At 69.3% G+C, this 15,547-nt stretch carries 15 protein-coding genes; 5 read left to right on the top strand and 10 right to left on the bottom strand.

Annotation, left to right across the window (positions count from 1 at the left end; genetic code table 11):
- Nucleotides 1-83: 83 nt before the first annotated feature.
- A complete protein-coding gene (locus tag BSY239_RS11980) occupies nt 84-602 on the top strand; it encodes an OmpA family protein (protein WP_069047052.1) in 519 nt (172 codons plus the stop codon).
- 56 nt (nt 603-658) lie between these two features.
- On the opposite strand, the gene BSY239_RS11975 is transcribed toward BSY239_RS11980, so the two are convergent.
- Nucleotides 659-1,201, bottom strand: coding sequence for a PaaI family thioesterase (locus BSY239_RS11975; RefSeq protein ID WP_069047051.1), 543 nt, complete (start codon nt 1,199-1,201; stop codon nt 659-661).
- A gap of 50 nt (nt 1,202-1,251) precedes the next feature.
- Between BSY239_RS11975 and BSY239_RS11970 the strand changes: the two genes are divergently transcribed.
- Together BSY239_RS11970 and BSY239_RS11965 are read left to right on the top strand one after the other, a co-directional pair.
- The gene (locus BSY239_RS11970) at nt 1,252-1,728 is read left to right on the top strand and encodes a MarR family winged helix-turn-helix transcriptional regulator (RefSeq protein ID WP_069047050.1); all 477 of its coding nucleotides are present in this window, start codon (nt 1,252-1,254) and stop codon (nt 1,726-1,728) included.
- Nucleotides 1,718-2,941, top strand: coding sequence for an MFS transporter (locus BSY239_RS11965; RefSeq protein ID WP_069047049.1), 1,224 nt, complete (start codon nt 1,718-1,720; stop codon nt 2,939-2,941). The genes BSY239_RS11970 and BSY239_RS11965 overlap by 11 nt, the downstream gene beginning before the upstream one ends.
- Nucleotides 2,942-2,943: 2 nt before the next feature.
- Here BSY239_RS11965 and BSY239_RS22435 read toward each other — a convergent pair whose 3' ends face one another.
- A complete protein-coding gene (locus BSY239_RS22435; RefSeq protein WP_069047048.1) occupies nt 2,944-3,726 on the bottom strand; it encodes a hypothetical protein in 783 nt (260 codons plus the stop codon).
- Nucleotide 3,727: 1 nt separating this feature from the next.
- Entirely contained in the window at nt 3,728-4,228 is a 501-nt protein-coding gene (locus BSY239_RS11955; RefSeq protein WP_069047047.1) for an RNA polymerase sigma factor, read from the bottom strand.
- A 217-nt stretch (nt 4,229-4,445) separates the two neighbouring features.
- Here BSY239_RS11955 and BSY239_RS11950 point away from each other — a divergent pair, with 217 nt between their 5' ends.
- On the top strand, nt 4,446-5,741 hold the full coding sequence (locus BSY239_RS11950) for a S8 family serine peptidase (protein WP_172823108.1): 1,296 nt from the start codon (nt 4,446-4,448) through the stop codon (nt 5,739-5,741).
- A 6-nt stretch (nt 5,742-5,747) separates the two neighbouring features.
- On the opposite strand, the gene BSY239_RS11945 is transcribed toward BSY239_RS11950, so the two are convergent.
- Nucleotides 5,748-6,479, bottom strand: a complete 732-nt coding sequence (locus BSY239_RS11945; protein ID WP_069047045.1) for a hypothetical protein — start codon at nt 6,477-6,479, stop codon at nt 5,748-5,750.
- 1 nt (nt 6,480) lies between these two features.
- Complete coding sequence (locus BSY239_RS11940) at nt 6,481-7,188, bottom strand: DUF6065 family protein (RefSeq protein ID WP_069047044.1); 708 nt, start codon at nt 7,186-7,188, stop codon at nt 6,481-6,483.
- Nucleotides 7,189-7,291: 103 nt separating this feature from the next.
- On the opposite strand from BSY239_RS11940, the gene BSY239_RS22615 reads away from it, so the two are divergent.
- Nucleotides 7,292-7,861 (top strand): hypothetical protein, encoded by a 570-nt coding sequence (locus BSY239_RS22615; RefSeq protein WP_172823107.1) that lies wholly within the window; start codon nt 7,292-7,294, stop codon nt 7,859-7,861.
- 59 nt (nt 7,862-7,920) lie between these two features.
- Here BSY239_RS22615 and BSY239_RS11930 read toward each other — a convergent pair whose 3' ends face one another.
- The 5 genes from BSY239_RS11930 to BSY239_RS11910 all read right to left on the bottom strand — a co-directional run bounded on the left by BSY239_RS11930 (nt 7,921) and on the right by BSY239_RS11910 (nt 15,398).
- Nucleotides 7,921-9,321 (bottom strand): efflux transporter outer membrane subunit, encoded by a 1,401-nt coding sequence (locus tag BSY239_RS11930; protein ID WP_069047042.1) that lies wholly within the window; start codon nt 9,319-9,321, stop codon nt 7,921-7,923.
- On the bottom strand, nt 9,318-12,437 hold the full coding sequence (locus BSY239_RS11925) for an efflux RND transporter permease subunit (RefSeq protein WP_069047041.1): 3,120 nt from the start codon (nt 12,435-12,437) through the stop codon (nt 9,318-9,320). The genes BSY239_RS11930 and BSY239_RS11925 overlap by 4 nt, the downstream gene beginning before the upstream one ends.
- The gene (locus BSY239_RS11920) at nt 12,434-13,483 is read right to left on the bottom strand and encodes an efflux RND transporter periplasmic adaptor subunit (RefSeq protein ID WP_069047040.1); all 1,050 of its coding nucleotides are present in this window, start codon (nt 13,481-13,483) and stop codon (nt 12,434-12,436) included. The genes BSY239_RS11925 and BSY239_RS11920 overlap by 4 nt, the downstream gene beginning before the upstream one ends.
- 160 nt (nt 13,484-13,643) lie before the next feature.
- Nucleotides 13,644-14,432: an SDR family NAD(P)-dependent oxidoreductase gene (locus BSY239_RS11915; RefSeq protein ID WP_069047039.1), complete on the bottom strand. Its 789-nt coding sequence runs from the start codon at nt 14,430-14,432 to the stop codon at nt 13,644-13,646.
- A gap of 33 nt (nt 14,433-14,465) precedes the next feature.
- Nucleotides 14,466-15,398, bottom strand: a complete 933-nt coding sequence (locus tag BSY239_RS11910) for a LysR family transcriptional regulator (RefSeq protein WP_069047038.1) — start codon at nt 15,396-15,398, stop codon at nt 14,466-14,468.
- Between the last annotated feature and the right edge of the window lie 149 nt (nt 15,399-15,547).

Here is a 15,547-nt window from a genome sequence, read left to right as displayed (position 1 = left end):
GAAGGGCTGCGCCGCTGTGACAGGTCGGCGCGCTGCGCCCGGGAGGTCGATGAACTGACAGCCATTTTCACGGAGTGTTTCCCATGTCTTCCCAAGATAACGAAGTTGAGTACCGCGTGGTCGCGGTGCTGCTGGTGGCGGTGATTGTGCTGGTGACCGGCTTCGCCGTGGGCCTGGGCATCCACAAATCCCGTGGTGGCACGCCCACCACCCAGATGGCCGCACCGGCCGCCGCACCCGCGGCTCCCGCCGTGGCCGCCGCATCCAGCGACGACGCCAGCGTGGTGGTGGAAAACGGCGTGGTGAAGTTCTACTTTGCCTCCGGCAAGGCCGACCTGGCTTCGGGCGCGCTGGTGGCGCTCGGAGACGCGATCGCGGCGGCCAAGGCTGGCAAACGCCTGGTGCTCTCGGGTTTTCACGACGCCACCGGTGACCCTGCCTTCAACGCCGAGCTCGCCAAGAAGCGTGCGCTGGCGGTACGCGATGCGCTGGTGGGTGCCGGCGTGGCCGAGAGCAGCTTGGAGCTCAAGAAACCCGAGCAGACCACCGGCACCGGCAACGACGCCGAAGCCCGCCGCGTGGAGGTGATGATCGCCGGCTGAGCCTGTGTATCACCCCGGCAGAAAGCCCGGTTCGCCGGGCTTTTTTGCGCCTGGACTCAGCGCGCCGGCGCTTCGAACACCAGGCAGGTCGTGGTGGCGTGGGCGTAGAGCTTGCCATCGGCGCCGACGATGCGGGCCTCGGCGGTGGCCAACTGGCGACCCGCGTGCAACACGGTGCCGATGGCGCGCAGCGGACCGCTCTTGTGGGACGCGGCGCGCACGATGTTCACCCCCAGTTCGGCCGTGGTGTAGCCGCGGCCCACCGGCAGCGTGGTGTGCACCGCGCAGCCCAGCGCCGAGTCGAGCAGGGTGGCGTACCAGCCACCGTGCACGCTGCCCAGCGGGTTGTAGTGCTTGAGCTGGGGCTGACCCTGGAACACCGCGCGGCCTTCGCCCACCTCGACCAGTGAAAAGTCCAGCGTGTGGGCAATGTGCGGGTAAGGCAGTTGGCCGTCGAGCATGGCCTGCATCTGCTGCAGACCGGTGAGCCCCGCGATGTCGGCCGGGTTGGCCAGGCCCACGCCGGCGCCGTTTTTCATGCGCTCGACGATGGCGTCGTACTGCTGCATCCAGAGTGCCTGGGTTTCTTCCGTGGTCATGTGGTGTCCTTTTCGTTTGCAGTTGCAATCATTGTAGATACAATCGAATCATGAGCACTGACACCCATGCGTCACCGTCCACTTCGGCCCCGAGTCCGGTGGGTTGTACCAACTTCAAGCTGCGCCAGCTCACCCGGCGCGTGACCCAGCACTACGACCAGCACCTGAGCGGGTCGGGGCTGAAGATCACGCAGTACTCCTTGCTGGCGCACGTGGACAAGCTCGGCCCGGTGGCGCCCGGCGAACTGGCGCGGCGCATGGACATGGGCGCTTCCACCCTCACGCGCAACCTGCAGCCGCTGGTGGCGGCCGGCTGGATTGAGATGGGCGAGGGAGTGGACGCGCGCAGCCGCCTGGTGCACATCACCGAGGCCGGGCGCGAACTGCGGCGCCAGGCGCAGCGCCGCTGGAAGGTGGCGCAGCTCGCGCTCAACGAGAAACTCGGTGTGGCCCAGGTGGCCGCGCTGCACGACCTGCTCGATCAAGGGCTGGCCGCGTTCCATCTGGAGGACGACCATGAAGACTGATGTTCAAAAACACGCCGTGTGGTGGCTGGTGCTGTTGGCCGCCGCCGGCACCTTTGCGCTCACCATGGGCACGCGCCAGACCATGGGCTTTTTCCTCTCGCCGCTGAACACCGCCACCGGACTGGGTGTGGGCAGCATCAGCCTGGCGTTCGCCTTCGGTCAGCTCTGGTGGGGGCTCACGCAGCCGTTCGCCGGCGCCGTGGCCGACCGCATCGGTGCCGGGCGTGTGCTGCTCGCGGGTGTGATGCTGGTGGCCCTGGGCACTTTCATCACGCCGCTCATGACGAGCACCTGGGGCCTGATCCTGGCCATCGGTGTGCTCTCGGCCGGTGGCGCCGGCATGGCCGGACCCTCGGTGCTGATGGCTGCGACCACGCGCCTGATGCCGGCCGAGCGGCGCGGCATGGCCACCGGCATCGTGAACGCGGGCGGCTCGTTCGGCCAGTTCTTGATGGCGCCGCTGGCCGCGGCACTCACGCTGGGTCTGGGTTGGGCCGGCGCCCTGCAGGCGCTGGCGCTGATCGTGTTGCTGGCGCTGCCCGCCGCCTGGGTGTTGCGCGGGCCCGGCCCGGCGCCCACCGCCGGCGCAGCGCCCGCGCCGGTGTCATTGCCCGCAGGCGAAGCCATCCGCAAGGCACTGGCCAACCCGAGCTACCTGCTGCTCTCCGCCGGCTTCTTCGTCTGCGGTTTCCACGTGGCCTTTCTCGCCACGCACCTGCCCGGTGTGGTGGCCGCGTGCGGCCTGCCCGCACCGGTGGGCGCCTGGGCGCTCGGCATCATCGGCTTGTTCAACATCATCGGCAGCCTGGCCATGGGCTGGGCCGTGGGCCGCTGGCGCATGAAGTCGCTGCTCTCGCTGGTGTACGCCACGCGCGCGGTGGCTGTGTTGATCTTCCTGCTGGCACCCAAGACCGAAGCGGTGATGCTCACCTTCGCCGCCGTGATGGGCCTGACCTTCCTGTCCACCGTTCCGCCCACGGTGGGGCTGGTCGCCAAGTTTTTCGGCACCGGCAACATGGCCATGTTGTTCGGACTCGTGATGCTGTCGCACCAGGTCGGTGGTTTCCTCGGCGCGTGGCTGGGTGGTCAGGTGTTCGAGGCCACCGGCAACTACGACTGGGTCTGGTACATCGACATCGTGCTCGCGGTGGGCGCGGCACTCATCCACCTGCCGATCCGCGAAGCGGTGGTGGTGTGGCCCCGGCCTGCCTGAACTCAGGGCGTCCAGCCGCGGTCGATCAGGGCTTGTTCTTCGGCTTCTTCCAGCGGCCACCCCGCGACGCGGTTGCGCAGGAAGGCGTCGGCCTTGTCGTGCTGTTCATCGCTGGCGGTCTGGTAGCTGGTGTGCCCGGCCTCCGGGGAGCGGTCCTCGGCGACGAGCAGTTCGAGCTGCCAGTCGCCCGCTGCGTTGCGGCAGGCGATCCCCAGCTCGTCCAGCGTGCCGCCCGGGCTGCTGCGGTTGAACTCGCGGCAGTGTCCGCCGCCCATCTGCTCGAAGCTGGCCAGGATCTCCACGGCCCCGCCGGCGGTGCGCAGCACGCGGCCGCTGGGCGAGACCTCCAGCGCCAACGCCAGCGCCTCGTCGGTCACCGGTGCGCCTTCGCGCAGCGCCCAGCGCGCATCGCTTGACGGGGCCAGCAGTTGCAAGCCCAGCACCACCCCCAGGCCGAGCACCACCACCGAGGCCAGCGCCGGCCAGGCGCGAGGACCCGAGGTCAGGCCGAGCCAGGCCAGCAGGCCGGTGGGCCGTGTGGTGCCGGTGCTGCTGCGCGCACGTGGATCGGGCGCGCGCCAGATCGCGGCGATGAGCGGTGGGGGCACTGGCTCCAGCAACACCGGGTCGAAGGCGCGGCGCGCGAGTTCGCTGCTGTCGGCCAACGCCTGCAGGCGCGTGCGCAGGGCTTCGTCCGTTCTCAGGGCTTGTTCCAACGGGCCGTAGTCGGCGTCGGGCAACTGCCCGTCGAGGTAGGCGATCAGGGTGTCGTCGTTGAATGTCATCTCAGCCTCCTTGCCTTCCCAGCGCGTCGGCCAGCTTGATGCGGGCGCGCGAAAGCCGGCTCATCACCGTGCCCATGGGGATGTCGAGCGCCAGCGCAGCCTCCTGGTACGACATCCCGTCCACGGTGACCAGCATCAGCACCGCACGCTGGTCGTCCGGCAGCTGCGCCAGGGCTGTGCGCACCGCGCGCAGGTCGCTGCGCCGCTCCACCACCTGGCGTCCATCTTCGCCTTCCATGTCGGGCAACGCGTCGGTGTCGGCGTCGGTTTTCTGGCGTTGCCGGGTGCGGTAATCGTCGAGCCAGGTGGTCTGCACGATGCGGAACATCCAGCTCGCCAGGCTGGTGTCGGCCTGGTACTGGTGCCAGCGCTCCAGCGCCTTCAGGCAGGCGGTCTGCACCAGGTCGTCGGCCATGTGGCCGTCGTGCGTGAGCCCGCTGGCGAATCGGCGCAAGCGGGGCAGCAGGCTGATGATCTGGGCGCGGGGGTCGGACTCGAGCATGGTGGTTGGGGTGACAACGCCGCAGCGGCGGCTTTATTCCCGACTTTCATGGAATAAAGTGTGCTGGCCCGGCGTTGTGTGCAAACAGACCCCACGGCTGACGGGATGGCCGCGGTGTTTTACCCTGACCGCCCGACCCGCGCCCACCCATTCCACCATGCCCCTGCTTTTTCATCCCCGCCGCTCGAGGCCGAACCGCCGGGGGTGGTGGTTGTTGATGTGGATGCTGTTGCTGCACGCCGCACCTCCGATCGGCTGGCTGCCGCTGGACGGTGCGCCCTGGGTGGGCCAGGCCCGCGCCGACGACGGAGACGATGGCGGCGATGGAGATGACGGCAGCGCCAGCGATGGTGGCGCGTCGTCCGCGGGCAGCGATGCGGGCACCGGCGGCCAGGACACCGACCCCGGGCCGCGCGTGCCCGAGCTGCCCGTGCAGGCCGATGGTTTCAGCGCCACGGAGCTGATCGCGCTCGACCCCAGCCCCGCCGCACTGCAGCGCGCCGCGCAGTGGGGTGCACGCGTGGTGGAGACCAGCGTGCAAGCCGGTCTGGGCGTGCGTGTGGTGCGCCTGCGCTTGCCGCAGGGCATCGACGCGCGAACCGCGCTGGCCGTGACCAACGAACGCGACCCGGGCGTGTTTGACCTGCACCACTTCTACCAGTTGGACCAGGCAGAGGCCGCCGGCTGCGAAGGCGCGAGTTGCGAGCCCATGCAGCGCATGGACTGGCCGGCGGCCAACGCGCGCTGTGGTCGGGGCCAGACCATCGGCATCGTCGATTCGGGTGTGAACACCGGGCTGTCCGCGCTGCGCGGCGCCGACCTGCGGGTGCGCCGCTTCGTGACCGACGCAAACGCGACCACCGACGCGTCCCACGGCACCGCGGTGGCCACGCTGCTGGTGGGCCAACCCGGCGCCGGTTTGCCGGGGCTGCTGCCGCGCGCCAGCCTGCGGGCGGCGGAGCCGTTTTTCCGCCTGCCATCGGGCACGCTGGTGGCCGACGCGCTGGGTTTGGTGAAAAGCCTGGACTGGCTGGTGGGCAACGGTGCCGGCGTGATCGGCATGAGCCTGACCGGCCCGCCCAACCGTGTGCTGCAGGCGGCCATCGAGCGGGTGCAGGCGCGCGGCGTGCTGGTGGTGGCCTCGGTGGGCAACGGCGGGCGTAACGCGGCGCCGGCGCACCCGGCCGCGCTCGACGGTGTGCTCGGCGCCACCGCGCTGTCGGCCGATCTGCGCATTTACTGGCGCGCCAACCAGGGCGACACGGTGGACTTTGCACTGCCGGGCGTGGCCTTGCCCGCGCCCGACGCTGAAGGCATCGTGCGTCCGCGCAGCGGCACCTCGTACGCCGTGCCGTTTCTGGTGGCGCAGCTCTCGCAGTCGCTGCACGAGGGACTGCTCTCGCGCGCCGACTGGCAGGGTGGGCGCGCCGTGCCGGTCACCGATCTGGGTGCGGCCGGGCGCGACCCGGTGTTTGGCTGGGGCTTGCCCAAAGTGGCGGTGCGCTGCGGCTGACGCGGGTCAGGGCTGCTGCATCTGCTGCAGCCGCTCCAGCGTGGCAGTCAGGCGCGCAGGGGTGGCCAGCGGCCCTGGCAGCGCGGCACCCAGCACACTCTGGCGGCGCTGGCCGCCTTCGAACCAGGTGCGGCGCACGTAGTGGCCGAGCGAGGGCGCGTAGTCCCAGGTGACCGTTTGCAGCGGCAGGAAGAAGCCGCTGCGCCGCGCGCTGCAGACCACATGGAAGGTGTCGAAATCCCCCGCCGGCACCTGACTCACGCGGATGTCGACCACCTCGCAGTCCCAGCGCAGCGGCGTGGTGATCTCACGGTCGAACACCCTCATGGTGGTGACGCGCGATTCTTCGAAGCTGACTTTCTTGCCCACGCTCAGTGGCCACAGCGCGCCGGGCTGGCCGCTGAGCTGGCTGGTGATGCGCCGGTCGGGCAAGGTCTGCTCGAGCACCGGGGTGAAAAAGTCGCGCCCGGTGCGGATGTTCTGCCCGTCGGTGGTGGTCCAGGTCAGCGCCGTGGGGCTCACCGCCGCCACGCGGCGCACCGAGGCGGCGCCAAACACGTAGGTGTCGCCCACGCGCACGGCCGGGCGTGGAGCGGGTGGCAGCGCGCGCGGAATACCGGCCACCCGCTCGGTGGGCGTGAGCGCGTCGACGGCGTCCTGCAGACCACCCGAGGGCAGGTGCGAACAGCCGGCAGCCAGCGTCACAGCGGTGAGGGTGATGGCCGTGAACGCGCGCATGTCAGCGTTTCTCGCGGGCTTCCTTGCGGTACCAGCCGTCGCCCGCGCTGGTGGCGCGCAGGATGCGCAGTCGCTCGGCCGCTTCCTGCTGGGTTTCGGCGCGCACCTCACCGGCGATCTGCTGGTCGTCGCGGCGAAACGGGATCACCTGCACCAGCGGTGTGCCCTTCTCCAGCGTGTAAAGGCCATCGGCTGCAATGGCAAAAAACGGAAAGTGGATGAGTGAGGTGTACTCGTCGGTGTCGACCACGCCGGAGGCAATTTCGACCACGCCGTTGGGCTGGTTCATCGGCGGGATGAACAGGCAGCTCCAGCCCGGGGGCGTGCGGATGGTCCAGTGGTTGTGGAATTTGTTGGGCGGGCGCGGCTGCATCGGGTGGCCGGCGATCTGGTAGGGATGGTGGTTGCTCACCATGGTGCGGTCGAAGTCCCAGCCGGTGTTCACGGTCTGGCCGTTGTCCAGCACCTCGATGCGCACCGTGGCCGCCAGCGGCAGGATCCAGCCGGTCATGAGCGCGTCGAGAAACGGCATGCAGCGCTTGACGGTGAGCGCGTTGTCGGTGGTGGAAAGGTGCTGTTTGTCCACCGGCGCGAGCCGCTTGAACCACTCGGGCAGGGCCTCGCGCGCGGGCACGGGCTCGGCGATCACGCCCAGGTCTTCGGGCGCGCACAGGAATTCGATCTTCGGCGGGGTCGCTGTGTCCGGCATGCCTTGGCTTTCTTGAAAGGGTCAGACGACAGCATGCCGGCAGGGACCCTGCCGGCATGCTGGGGGCAGGATACCGCTTCAGCGGCTGCTGTTGGAGCTGGAGTTGGACGAACTGTTGGAGCTGCTGTTCGAGGAGCGACGCGTGGGCTGGTCGGGCGCGATGCCCACAGCGCGCGCAGCGCGATTCATGCCGTTTTCCCAGCCCTTGAAGAAGCCGTGCACGGCGGTGTCGCCGCGCGGGGCGCCGCGGCTGCTGTTCGAACTGCTGTTGTTCGACGAGTTGCTGCTGCTGTTGCCCGACGAATTGCTGGAGGAGTTCGAAGAAGAGTTCGAGCTGCTGTTGCTGGAGGAGTTGCTCGACGAATTGCTCGATGAGTTGGAGGACGAGTTCGAACTGCCGTTGGAGCTGCTGTTGCTCGACGAATTCGAACTGCTGTTGCCCGCGCTGATCTTGAGGGGGTTCACGCTGGCCAGCACGCCTTGCGCCGCCTGGCTCAGTTCCTTCACGAGCGGCAGGCTTTGCGCCTGGGCGCCGTGGCTGCCCACCACGCTGGCCACTGCGGTCACGATGGCACCAATGTTGTTTTTCATGACAGTCCTTTTGAGATCGGGGTTGAAGAAGCCAGGCCATCCGCCGCCGGCGCGGCCTGAGTCTGATGCGACAACGCCGTGAGCGTGTTTCGTATTCCAGTGAACGAGGTAAGCGTGTGTAAACGGCTTCGGTCCGCGTGGTCAGACCGGCGCCACCGGCGCGATCAGGCCCATGGCCTCGAAGCCCGCAATGGCCTGGCGCGCCGCGTCCGCCTGCGCGCGCAGCAGGTTGCGGCGCGTGGCCAGCGCACTGCGCTGCGCCTCGATCACATCGAGAAAGCCGGTCAGACCGTTGGTGTAGAGCGTTCGGGCCTGGTCCACGGCCGAGAGAGCGGCGGTGTTGCCGCGCTCCAGTGCGCGGGTGCGCGTGGCCGTGCCTTCGCTGGCCACCAGCGCCGCTTCGGCCTGTTGCAAGGCCTCCAGCAAGGTCTGGCGGTACACCTCGCCCGCTTCGGCCACGCGCGAACGCGCCGCGTCCACGTTGGCGCTGCGCTCGCCGCCGTCGAACAGCGCCACGTCGAGCACGGCGGCCATTGTGGCGGTCACGATGTCGAGCACGCCACCGCCCAGCCCGGCCGAGGTGAGGGTGATCGCGCCGGGCAGGCGCAGGCGCGGGTAGAGGTCGGCCCGCGCCACGCCCAGGTCGGCCGCGGCCACCGCCAGTCCGCGCTCGGCCGCGCGCAGGTCGGGCCGCAGGCGCAGCAGGTCGATCGGGCGCGCCACAGTCAGGTTGCCCTGCAGCGCAGGCAGCTGCGCGACCCGCGCGGCCATGGGTTGTGGACGCTCACCGGCCAGCACCTGCAGCGCGGCCGCGGCCTGCCGCACGCGCACGCGCGCATCGGCCGCGTCGGCTTCCAGCGTGGCGGCTTCGGTCTGCGCGCGGTCCAGGTCGAGCTTCGGCGCCAGGCCCGCGTTCACCCGCACATCCACCAGCCGCAACACTTCGCGCTGTAGCTGGAGTCCATCGGCCAGCAGCTGTTGGTCGAGCAGGGCCTCTTGCCAGGCGACGTAAGCGCGGGCGGTGAGGCCGGCGGTGGACAGGCGCGCGGCCTGGGCCAGGTCTTCGGCCCGCAACACCGAGGCGGCAGCGGACTGTTCGGCCTGGCGCAGGCCGCCCCAGAGGTCGAGGTCCCAGTCCAGCGTGAGCGCGGCGCCGGGGTCGAGCCGCCGTTCGCCCGCGGCGCGGCGGCTGCGCGCTTCCACGCTGGCTTCAGCGCCGATCAGCGGACTGCGTCGGGCGCTGGCGCCCCGCAGCAAGGCTTGCGCCTGCACGACGCGTTCGCGCGCGATCGCGGTGTCGGGGCTGTTGGCCAGTGCGCGCTCGACCCAGCCAGTCAGCGCCGGGTCGTTGAAACGGTTCCACCAACGCAGGTCGGCTTCGGTGGGCGCGGTGGCGCCGGTGGGTGCGGCGGCAAAGCTGTCGGTGTCCGTGATGCCCAGCGTGGGGGCTGCGGGTGGCGCATCGAGCAGGGTGGTGCTGCCGCAGCCGGCGAGGGCTGCTGCCATCGCCAAGGCGCCCAGTCGGTGAAGCACGCGGCTCATGAAAACTCCCCGGTTTGCCGCGCCGCGGCCTGTTTCATTTCGGCCGCCAGGCGCTCGCCGTGGCTGGCGCGAGGGGGTGCAAACCGCGCCAGACCGAGGTAGACCACGGGGGTGAGGAACAGTGTGAAGACGGCCGCCAGCGACAGTCCGCCAAAGATCACCCAGCCAATCGAAGCGCGCGACTCCGCGCCTGGCCCGCTGCCCAGCACCAACGGCAGCGCACCCAGCACGGTGGAGGCCATGGTCATCATGATCGGGCGCAGGCGGGTCGACGCGGCCTCTTGGGCCGCCTCCAGCACGCTGCGTCCGGCGTCGCGCAACTGGTCGGCGAACTCCACCATCAGGATGCTGTTTTTCGCCATCACGCCGACCAGCAGCAACAAGCCGATCTGGCTGTAGATGTTGATCGAGGTGCCGCTCAGGGCCATGGCAAACACGGCAGCCGCCAGCCCGAACGGCACGGTGATGATCACCACCGCCGCGCTGGTGAGGCCCTCGAACTGCGCCACCAGCACCAGGAACACCACGAGCAGCGCGATGGCAAAGGTGATGGCCACGTCGCGCCCGGTTTGCTCCAGCGTGGCGGCATCACCGCGAAACAGCAGGCCCATGCCGTCAGGCAACTCGGCTTGCGCGAGGGTGCGCAGGTCGTCCACCGCCTGCTGCAGCGGCACGCCCTCGCCCGCGATGGCGCTGAGTTGCACCGCGCGGCGTTGGCCCAGGCGTTCGAGTTCGGACGGAATGGCCGTTTCCTCGAAGCGCACGAACTGCGACATCGGCACCAGGCGCTCGCCCTCGGGTGTGCTGGCGCGAACGCTGTAGCCCAGGAGGGCTTGCGGGTCGGTGGCACCGCGCGCGGTCGATTCGAGGATCACCGGCACGTTGCGGTCGTCCACCGTGAGGTCGGTGACCTCGGTGCCGTCCACCAGCGAGCGCAGCACCACATCCAGCCCGTCCACCGACACACCGAGTTCGGTGGCTCGCTCGCGGTCGATGCGCAGCGTGATCTGCGGCTGCGACGCGGTGTAGTTCACGCGCACATCGCGCAGCCCGGGCAGGTCGCGTTCGATCGCGGCGGCGAAGCCGTAGGCCGCGTCGGCGATGCGGTTGTAGTCGTCGCCGGTGACCGCCATCTGCACGCTGCCGTCGCCACCGCCCACTCCCAGGCTGTTGCCGCCACGGATGCGAACGCGCGCACCGGGCAGGTCGTTCAACAGGCCTTGCAACCGCGCCGTGAGCTGCGCCTGGGTGAGTTCGCGTGCGCCCCAATCGGCCAGCGGCGCGGTGATCTGCGCGCGGTTCGCGTCGTAGCGTCCGGTGATGGTGAAGATGTTCTCCACCAGGCCTTCGTCCTGCAGCGGTGTCACGGCGGCCAGCGCGGTTTCCAGCTGGCGGTCCATGTAGGCCAGGCCCACGCCGTCGGGGCCGTCCAGGCTGATCGACAGCACGCCCCGGTCTTCCACCGGTGTGAGCTCCTGGGTCAGCTGCGTGTAGCTCCACACAGCGGCACCCGCAAGCACAACGCAGATGCCTGCCACCCACCAGGCCCGGTGCAGCGCGCGGGCGAGCCATCGGCTGTAGGTGGTTTCGGCATGTGTCCCCCAGCCCGTGAGCCGGCGCCAGAGCGGGCCGGGCTCGCGTTCAGCGGGCAGGCGCGAAGCGATCATCGGGCCCAGCGAGAGCGCCACAAACGATGAGATCGCCACCGAGATCGCCATCACGATGCCGAACTCGGCGAACAGCCGACCGGCCGCCGAGGGCAGAAAGGAGATCGGCAGGAACACCGCCACCAGCGTGGCCGTGGTGGCCACCACCGCAAAGAACACCTCGCGCGTGCCCAGCACCGCGGCCGCGCGCGGGCCCAGGCCCTGGGCGCGTCGGCGCTGGATGTTCTCCAGCACCACGATGGCGTCGTCCACCACCAGGCCGGTGGCGAGCAACAAGGCCAGCAGCGTGAGCAGGTTGATGGAAAAGCCCAACATCCAGATGGCCGCCAGCGTGCCGATGAGCGAGATGGGTATGGCCACCACCGGCACCATGGTGGCGCGCCACTGGCCCAGGAAAATGCCCACCACCGCCACCACGATGACCACCGCCATCAAGAGACTCACCAGCACCTCGCTGATGGCGCCGCTGATGAAGGACGCGTCGTCCGACACCACCGTCACCTGGAGGTCACCGCCGTCGCGGTTGATGCGCTCGACGACCGCGCGAACCCCGGTGGAAATGGCCACGCTGTTGGACTGTGCCTGGCGCACGATGCCCAGGCTCACCACCGGCGAGCCGTTCAGGCGCACGTACGAGGTGGCGTCGGCCGGGCTGTAGTACACGTCGGCCACCGTGCCCAGTGCCAGGTCGGCGCGCACGCGCAAGGCACGCATCTGTTCGGGCGTGGCCACCGACGCGTTGGCGCGCACCAGCACCTCCTGGTTGGCCGATTCCAGGCTGCCCGCCGGCACGTCGACCCGTGCGCTCCGCAGCACCGTGGCGATGTCGTTCACCGACACGTTGTACGCCGCGAGCTTGAGCGGGTCGATGCGTACGCGCATGACCCGCTGCCGGTTGCCAAAGAGCGTGATGTCGGCCACGCCTTCGACCGAAATCAGCTCGGGTTCGATGCGCTCTTCCACCGCGCGCGAGAGCTCGTCCACCGCCAGCGTCCTGCTCGATACCGACAGCTGCATCACTGGCTCGGCGTCGGCGTCGGCTTTCACAACAACGAGGCCTTCCACGCCATCGGGCAGCGTGCCTTCCACGCGCGCAATGGCGTCGCGCACGTCGTTGGCGGCGGTCACCAGGTCCACCCCGGGGTTGAATTCGATGATGACGCGCAGGTTGCCTTCTTCGCTGGCAGAACGCACGAGGTACACGCCCGGCACCCGCGCGGCCGCACCTTCGATCACACGCGTGACTTCGGCGTCCAGGGTCTCGGGCGCCGCGCCAGGCCAGTCGGCGCGCACGGCCACGATGGGGCGGTCGATGTTGGGCAACTCGCGCACTTCCACACCCAGCCACGCGCCGATGCCGGCGATGACGATCAGCAGGTTGATCACGATCACCATCCACGGCCGGCGGATCGCCAGCGCCGGCAGGTCGTTGGCGCGATCCTCGGTCATGGCTGGGTGTGCGCAGCGCCGCCGTTGCCGACCACCCGCACCGCCAGGCCCGCGCGCAATCGTTGCACGCCCTCCACCACCACCGATTCACCGGGTTTCAGGTCGCCATCGAGCAAGACACGTCCGTCAGCGCGCCGCACCGGGCGCGACGGCACACGCACCGCCTTGCCCTCGCGCACCACCCACACAAACGACCCCTCGCGGTCCCATTGCAGGGCCAGTTCGGGCACGCTCACGCGGGGTTGGCCCGACAAATCCAGCTGCACCTGGAACGACATGCCCGATCGCAACACGTCGTCGGGGTTGGGGACAGTCGCCCGCATGCGCACATTGCGCGACACCGGGTCGATGCGGCTGTCGATCTCGGCCACAGCGCCTGTGAACGAGCGCCCCGGGTAGGCCGGGTTGGTGGCCGTGACCGCTTGGCCGCGCTTCACGCGGGCCAGATGGGCCTCGGGCACCTCGAAGTCGATGAACAGCACGCGGCGATCGTCCAGCGTGGTGAGCGCGGTGTCGGCGGTCACGCGGTCGCCACGCTCGACCGTGGCCAGGCCGACGACGCCGGCAAACGGGGCGCGGACCACGCGGTCGGCCACCGCCTCGCGCGCCTGGGCCAGTTCGATCTTCGCGGCGCGCAGCGCGGCGCGCGCTTCGTCCACCACGCTTTCGGGCACGGCGCCGGTGCCGCGTGTACCTTCGTAGCGCACGGCCAGCGCCTTGGCCGCGTCCACGCGGGCCGCCGCCAGATCGGCGGCCAGCCGCTCGGAGCGGTCTTCCAGGCGCAACAACACCTGCCGGGCGCGCACCGCTTGCCCGGGGCGGAAGCTGACCTGCGCCACTTCGCCCGCCACAGCCGGGAAGATCACCACCGACTGGCGCGCCGAACCGTTGCCCAGCACGGACAGGACGATGTCGTCGTTGGCCTGCGTGCTGGAGGCCACGATCACCGGCGCGGCTGCCGGCGCGCGTGCGGGGGTTTGGGCGAAGGTGGGGCCGCAGGCCAGCAACAGGGCGGCCAGGGTCCAGGCAGGACGTTGTTTCAGCAAGGTGTCGGCTTCGAAAAAACAGCCGCATCGTGCGGGCGGGCATCAGCGCGGGCCGCGTGTGCAGCGGCGCTGTCAGCCACGATGGAGACGCGCTCGGAGCGCAGAGTTCCCGTTGTGTGCCAGTTTGTTGGCGTACTTACGAACGGGTGTGCCCGCCCACCTAGAGCGGAACCGTGTAGTTCAGCGTCATGCGCCCACCGTCCACCGTGACGATCTCACCCGTGACGTAGCTGGCCGCGTCGCTGGCCAGCCAGGCCACTACGTCGGCGATCTCGTCGGGCTCGCCCAGGCGCCGCATGGGGGTGCGGCTGAGGATCTTGTTCCTGGCTTCGTCGCTGGTGAGCACGGCGCGGGCCGCGAGCTCGGTGGCGATGGTGCCCGGTGCCACCGCGTTCACGCGGATGCCGTGCTCGGCCAGGGCCAGCGCCATCACCCGGGTGAGCTGGTTGATGCCGCCCTTGCTCACGTTGTAGCTGGCGATGCTGGGGATGGCGAGCACGCCGTTGACCGAACTCATGTTGACGATGGCACCGTCGCGCTGTGTGGCCATCACGCGCGCCACCGCCTGGCCCATGAGGAAGGAACCTTTGAGGTTCACGCGCAGCACCTCGTCGAAGTCGTCTTCGGTCACTTCCAGAAAGTCGGCCGCCTTGAAGATGCCGGCGTTGTTCACGAGCACGTCGATGCGCCCGAAAGCGGCCACGGTTTTGTCCACCACCGCGTCCACATCGAGCTTGTCGCCCACGTCGCAGTGCCTGTAGGTGGCCCCGAGTTCGCGTGCGAGCGCGCTGCCGGGCGCGTCCGCCACGTCGGCAATGACCAGGCTGGCGCCTTCGCGCGCGAAGCGGCGCACGCAGGCTTCACCAATGCCCTGGGCACCGCCGGTGACGATGACGACGCGGCCCTGGTGACCAAAGTGGACGGACGAGGGGGTGGTCGGTGTGTTCATGCGGTCATGGTAAGGCGGGAATTCACCGGGACTTCAGCAACTGCTGCAGGTGGCCATTGCGCTGTCCACACGTGCGCGGGTCTGCGTGATGAGGTAGTCCAGAAACACCTCGGTGCGCCTTGGCATGAATTTGCGGCTGGGCAGGGCGGCGTACATGGTGAGGCGGTCGGTGATCCATGGATTGAGCACGCGCACCAGATCACCGTTCTGGATCAGCGGCGCGGCCAGCTCGATGGTGGTGGCGGTGATGCCTGCGCCGTCGAGTGCGGCGTGCATCAGCGTGTCGGTGTGGTTGGCCCACAGCACCGGTTGCACCTCGATGTCCACAAAACGTGTTTCGTCGGTTTCGTGCAGCAGGCGCCAGCCGCGGGTGCGGCCGGCCGCCGGCTTGATGCGCAGGCAGTCGTGTTGTGCCAGGTCTTCGGGGCGCGCGGGCGTGCCCCTGCGCTGCAGGTACTCGGGCGAGGCCAGCAGGACCGTGACGCTGGAGATCACCTTGCGCGCGATCACGTTGGCGTCGAACGAGGCCCGGGTGCCCATGAGCGTGATGTCGTAGTCCTCGACTGGCGGCTCGCGGTGCGACTCCACGTCGATGTCGAGCAGGATCTTGGGGTAGGCCTGCCGGAACCCGCTGACCAGCGGTGCGAGCACGTGCGTGGCCAGCACCGGGGGGGCCAGCAGGCGCAGCACGCCCGCGAGTTCGCTGGTCTGTGAACTCACCAGGGCGTGGGCTTCGTCCAGGTCTTGCAGGATCACGCGCACCCGTTCCAGGTAACCCTCGCCCGCGTCGGTGAGCGAGACGCGCCGGGTCGTGCGGTGCAACAGGCGCGTGCCCAGGTGGTCCTCCAGGTCGGCCACCAGCCGCGTGACCACCGCTGGCGACATGTCCACGGCACGCCCGGCGGCCGCAAAGCCGCCCTCGTCGATCACTTTTTGAAAGACACGCATCGAGGCCAGTCGGTCCATGAAGAGGCTCCTTGAAAGGGTTTTCCCGGATGAGAAAGACACTATTGTTGCTGAAATAGAAACACAGCAACGATGGTGGCGCTATTTTTCATCAGGATCAGAAACTTTACAGTTCAACCCATCGATGCATGCAAACCCTCCGCAGAGGC

This window comes from Hydrogenophaga sp. RAC07, from assembly GCF_001713375.1.
Classification (GTDB): domain Bacteria; phylum Pseudomonadota; class Gammaproteobacteria; order Burkholderiales; family Burkholderiaceae_C; genus Hydrogenophaga.
Note: the sequence above shows the minus strand (reverse complement) of the source record. Positions and strands in the feature narration are given on the sequence as shown.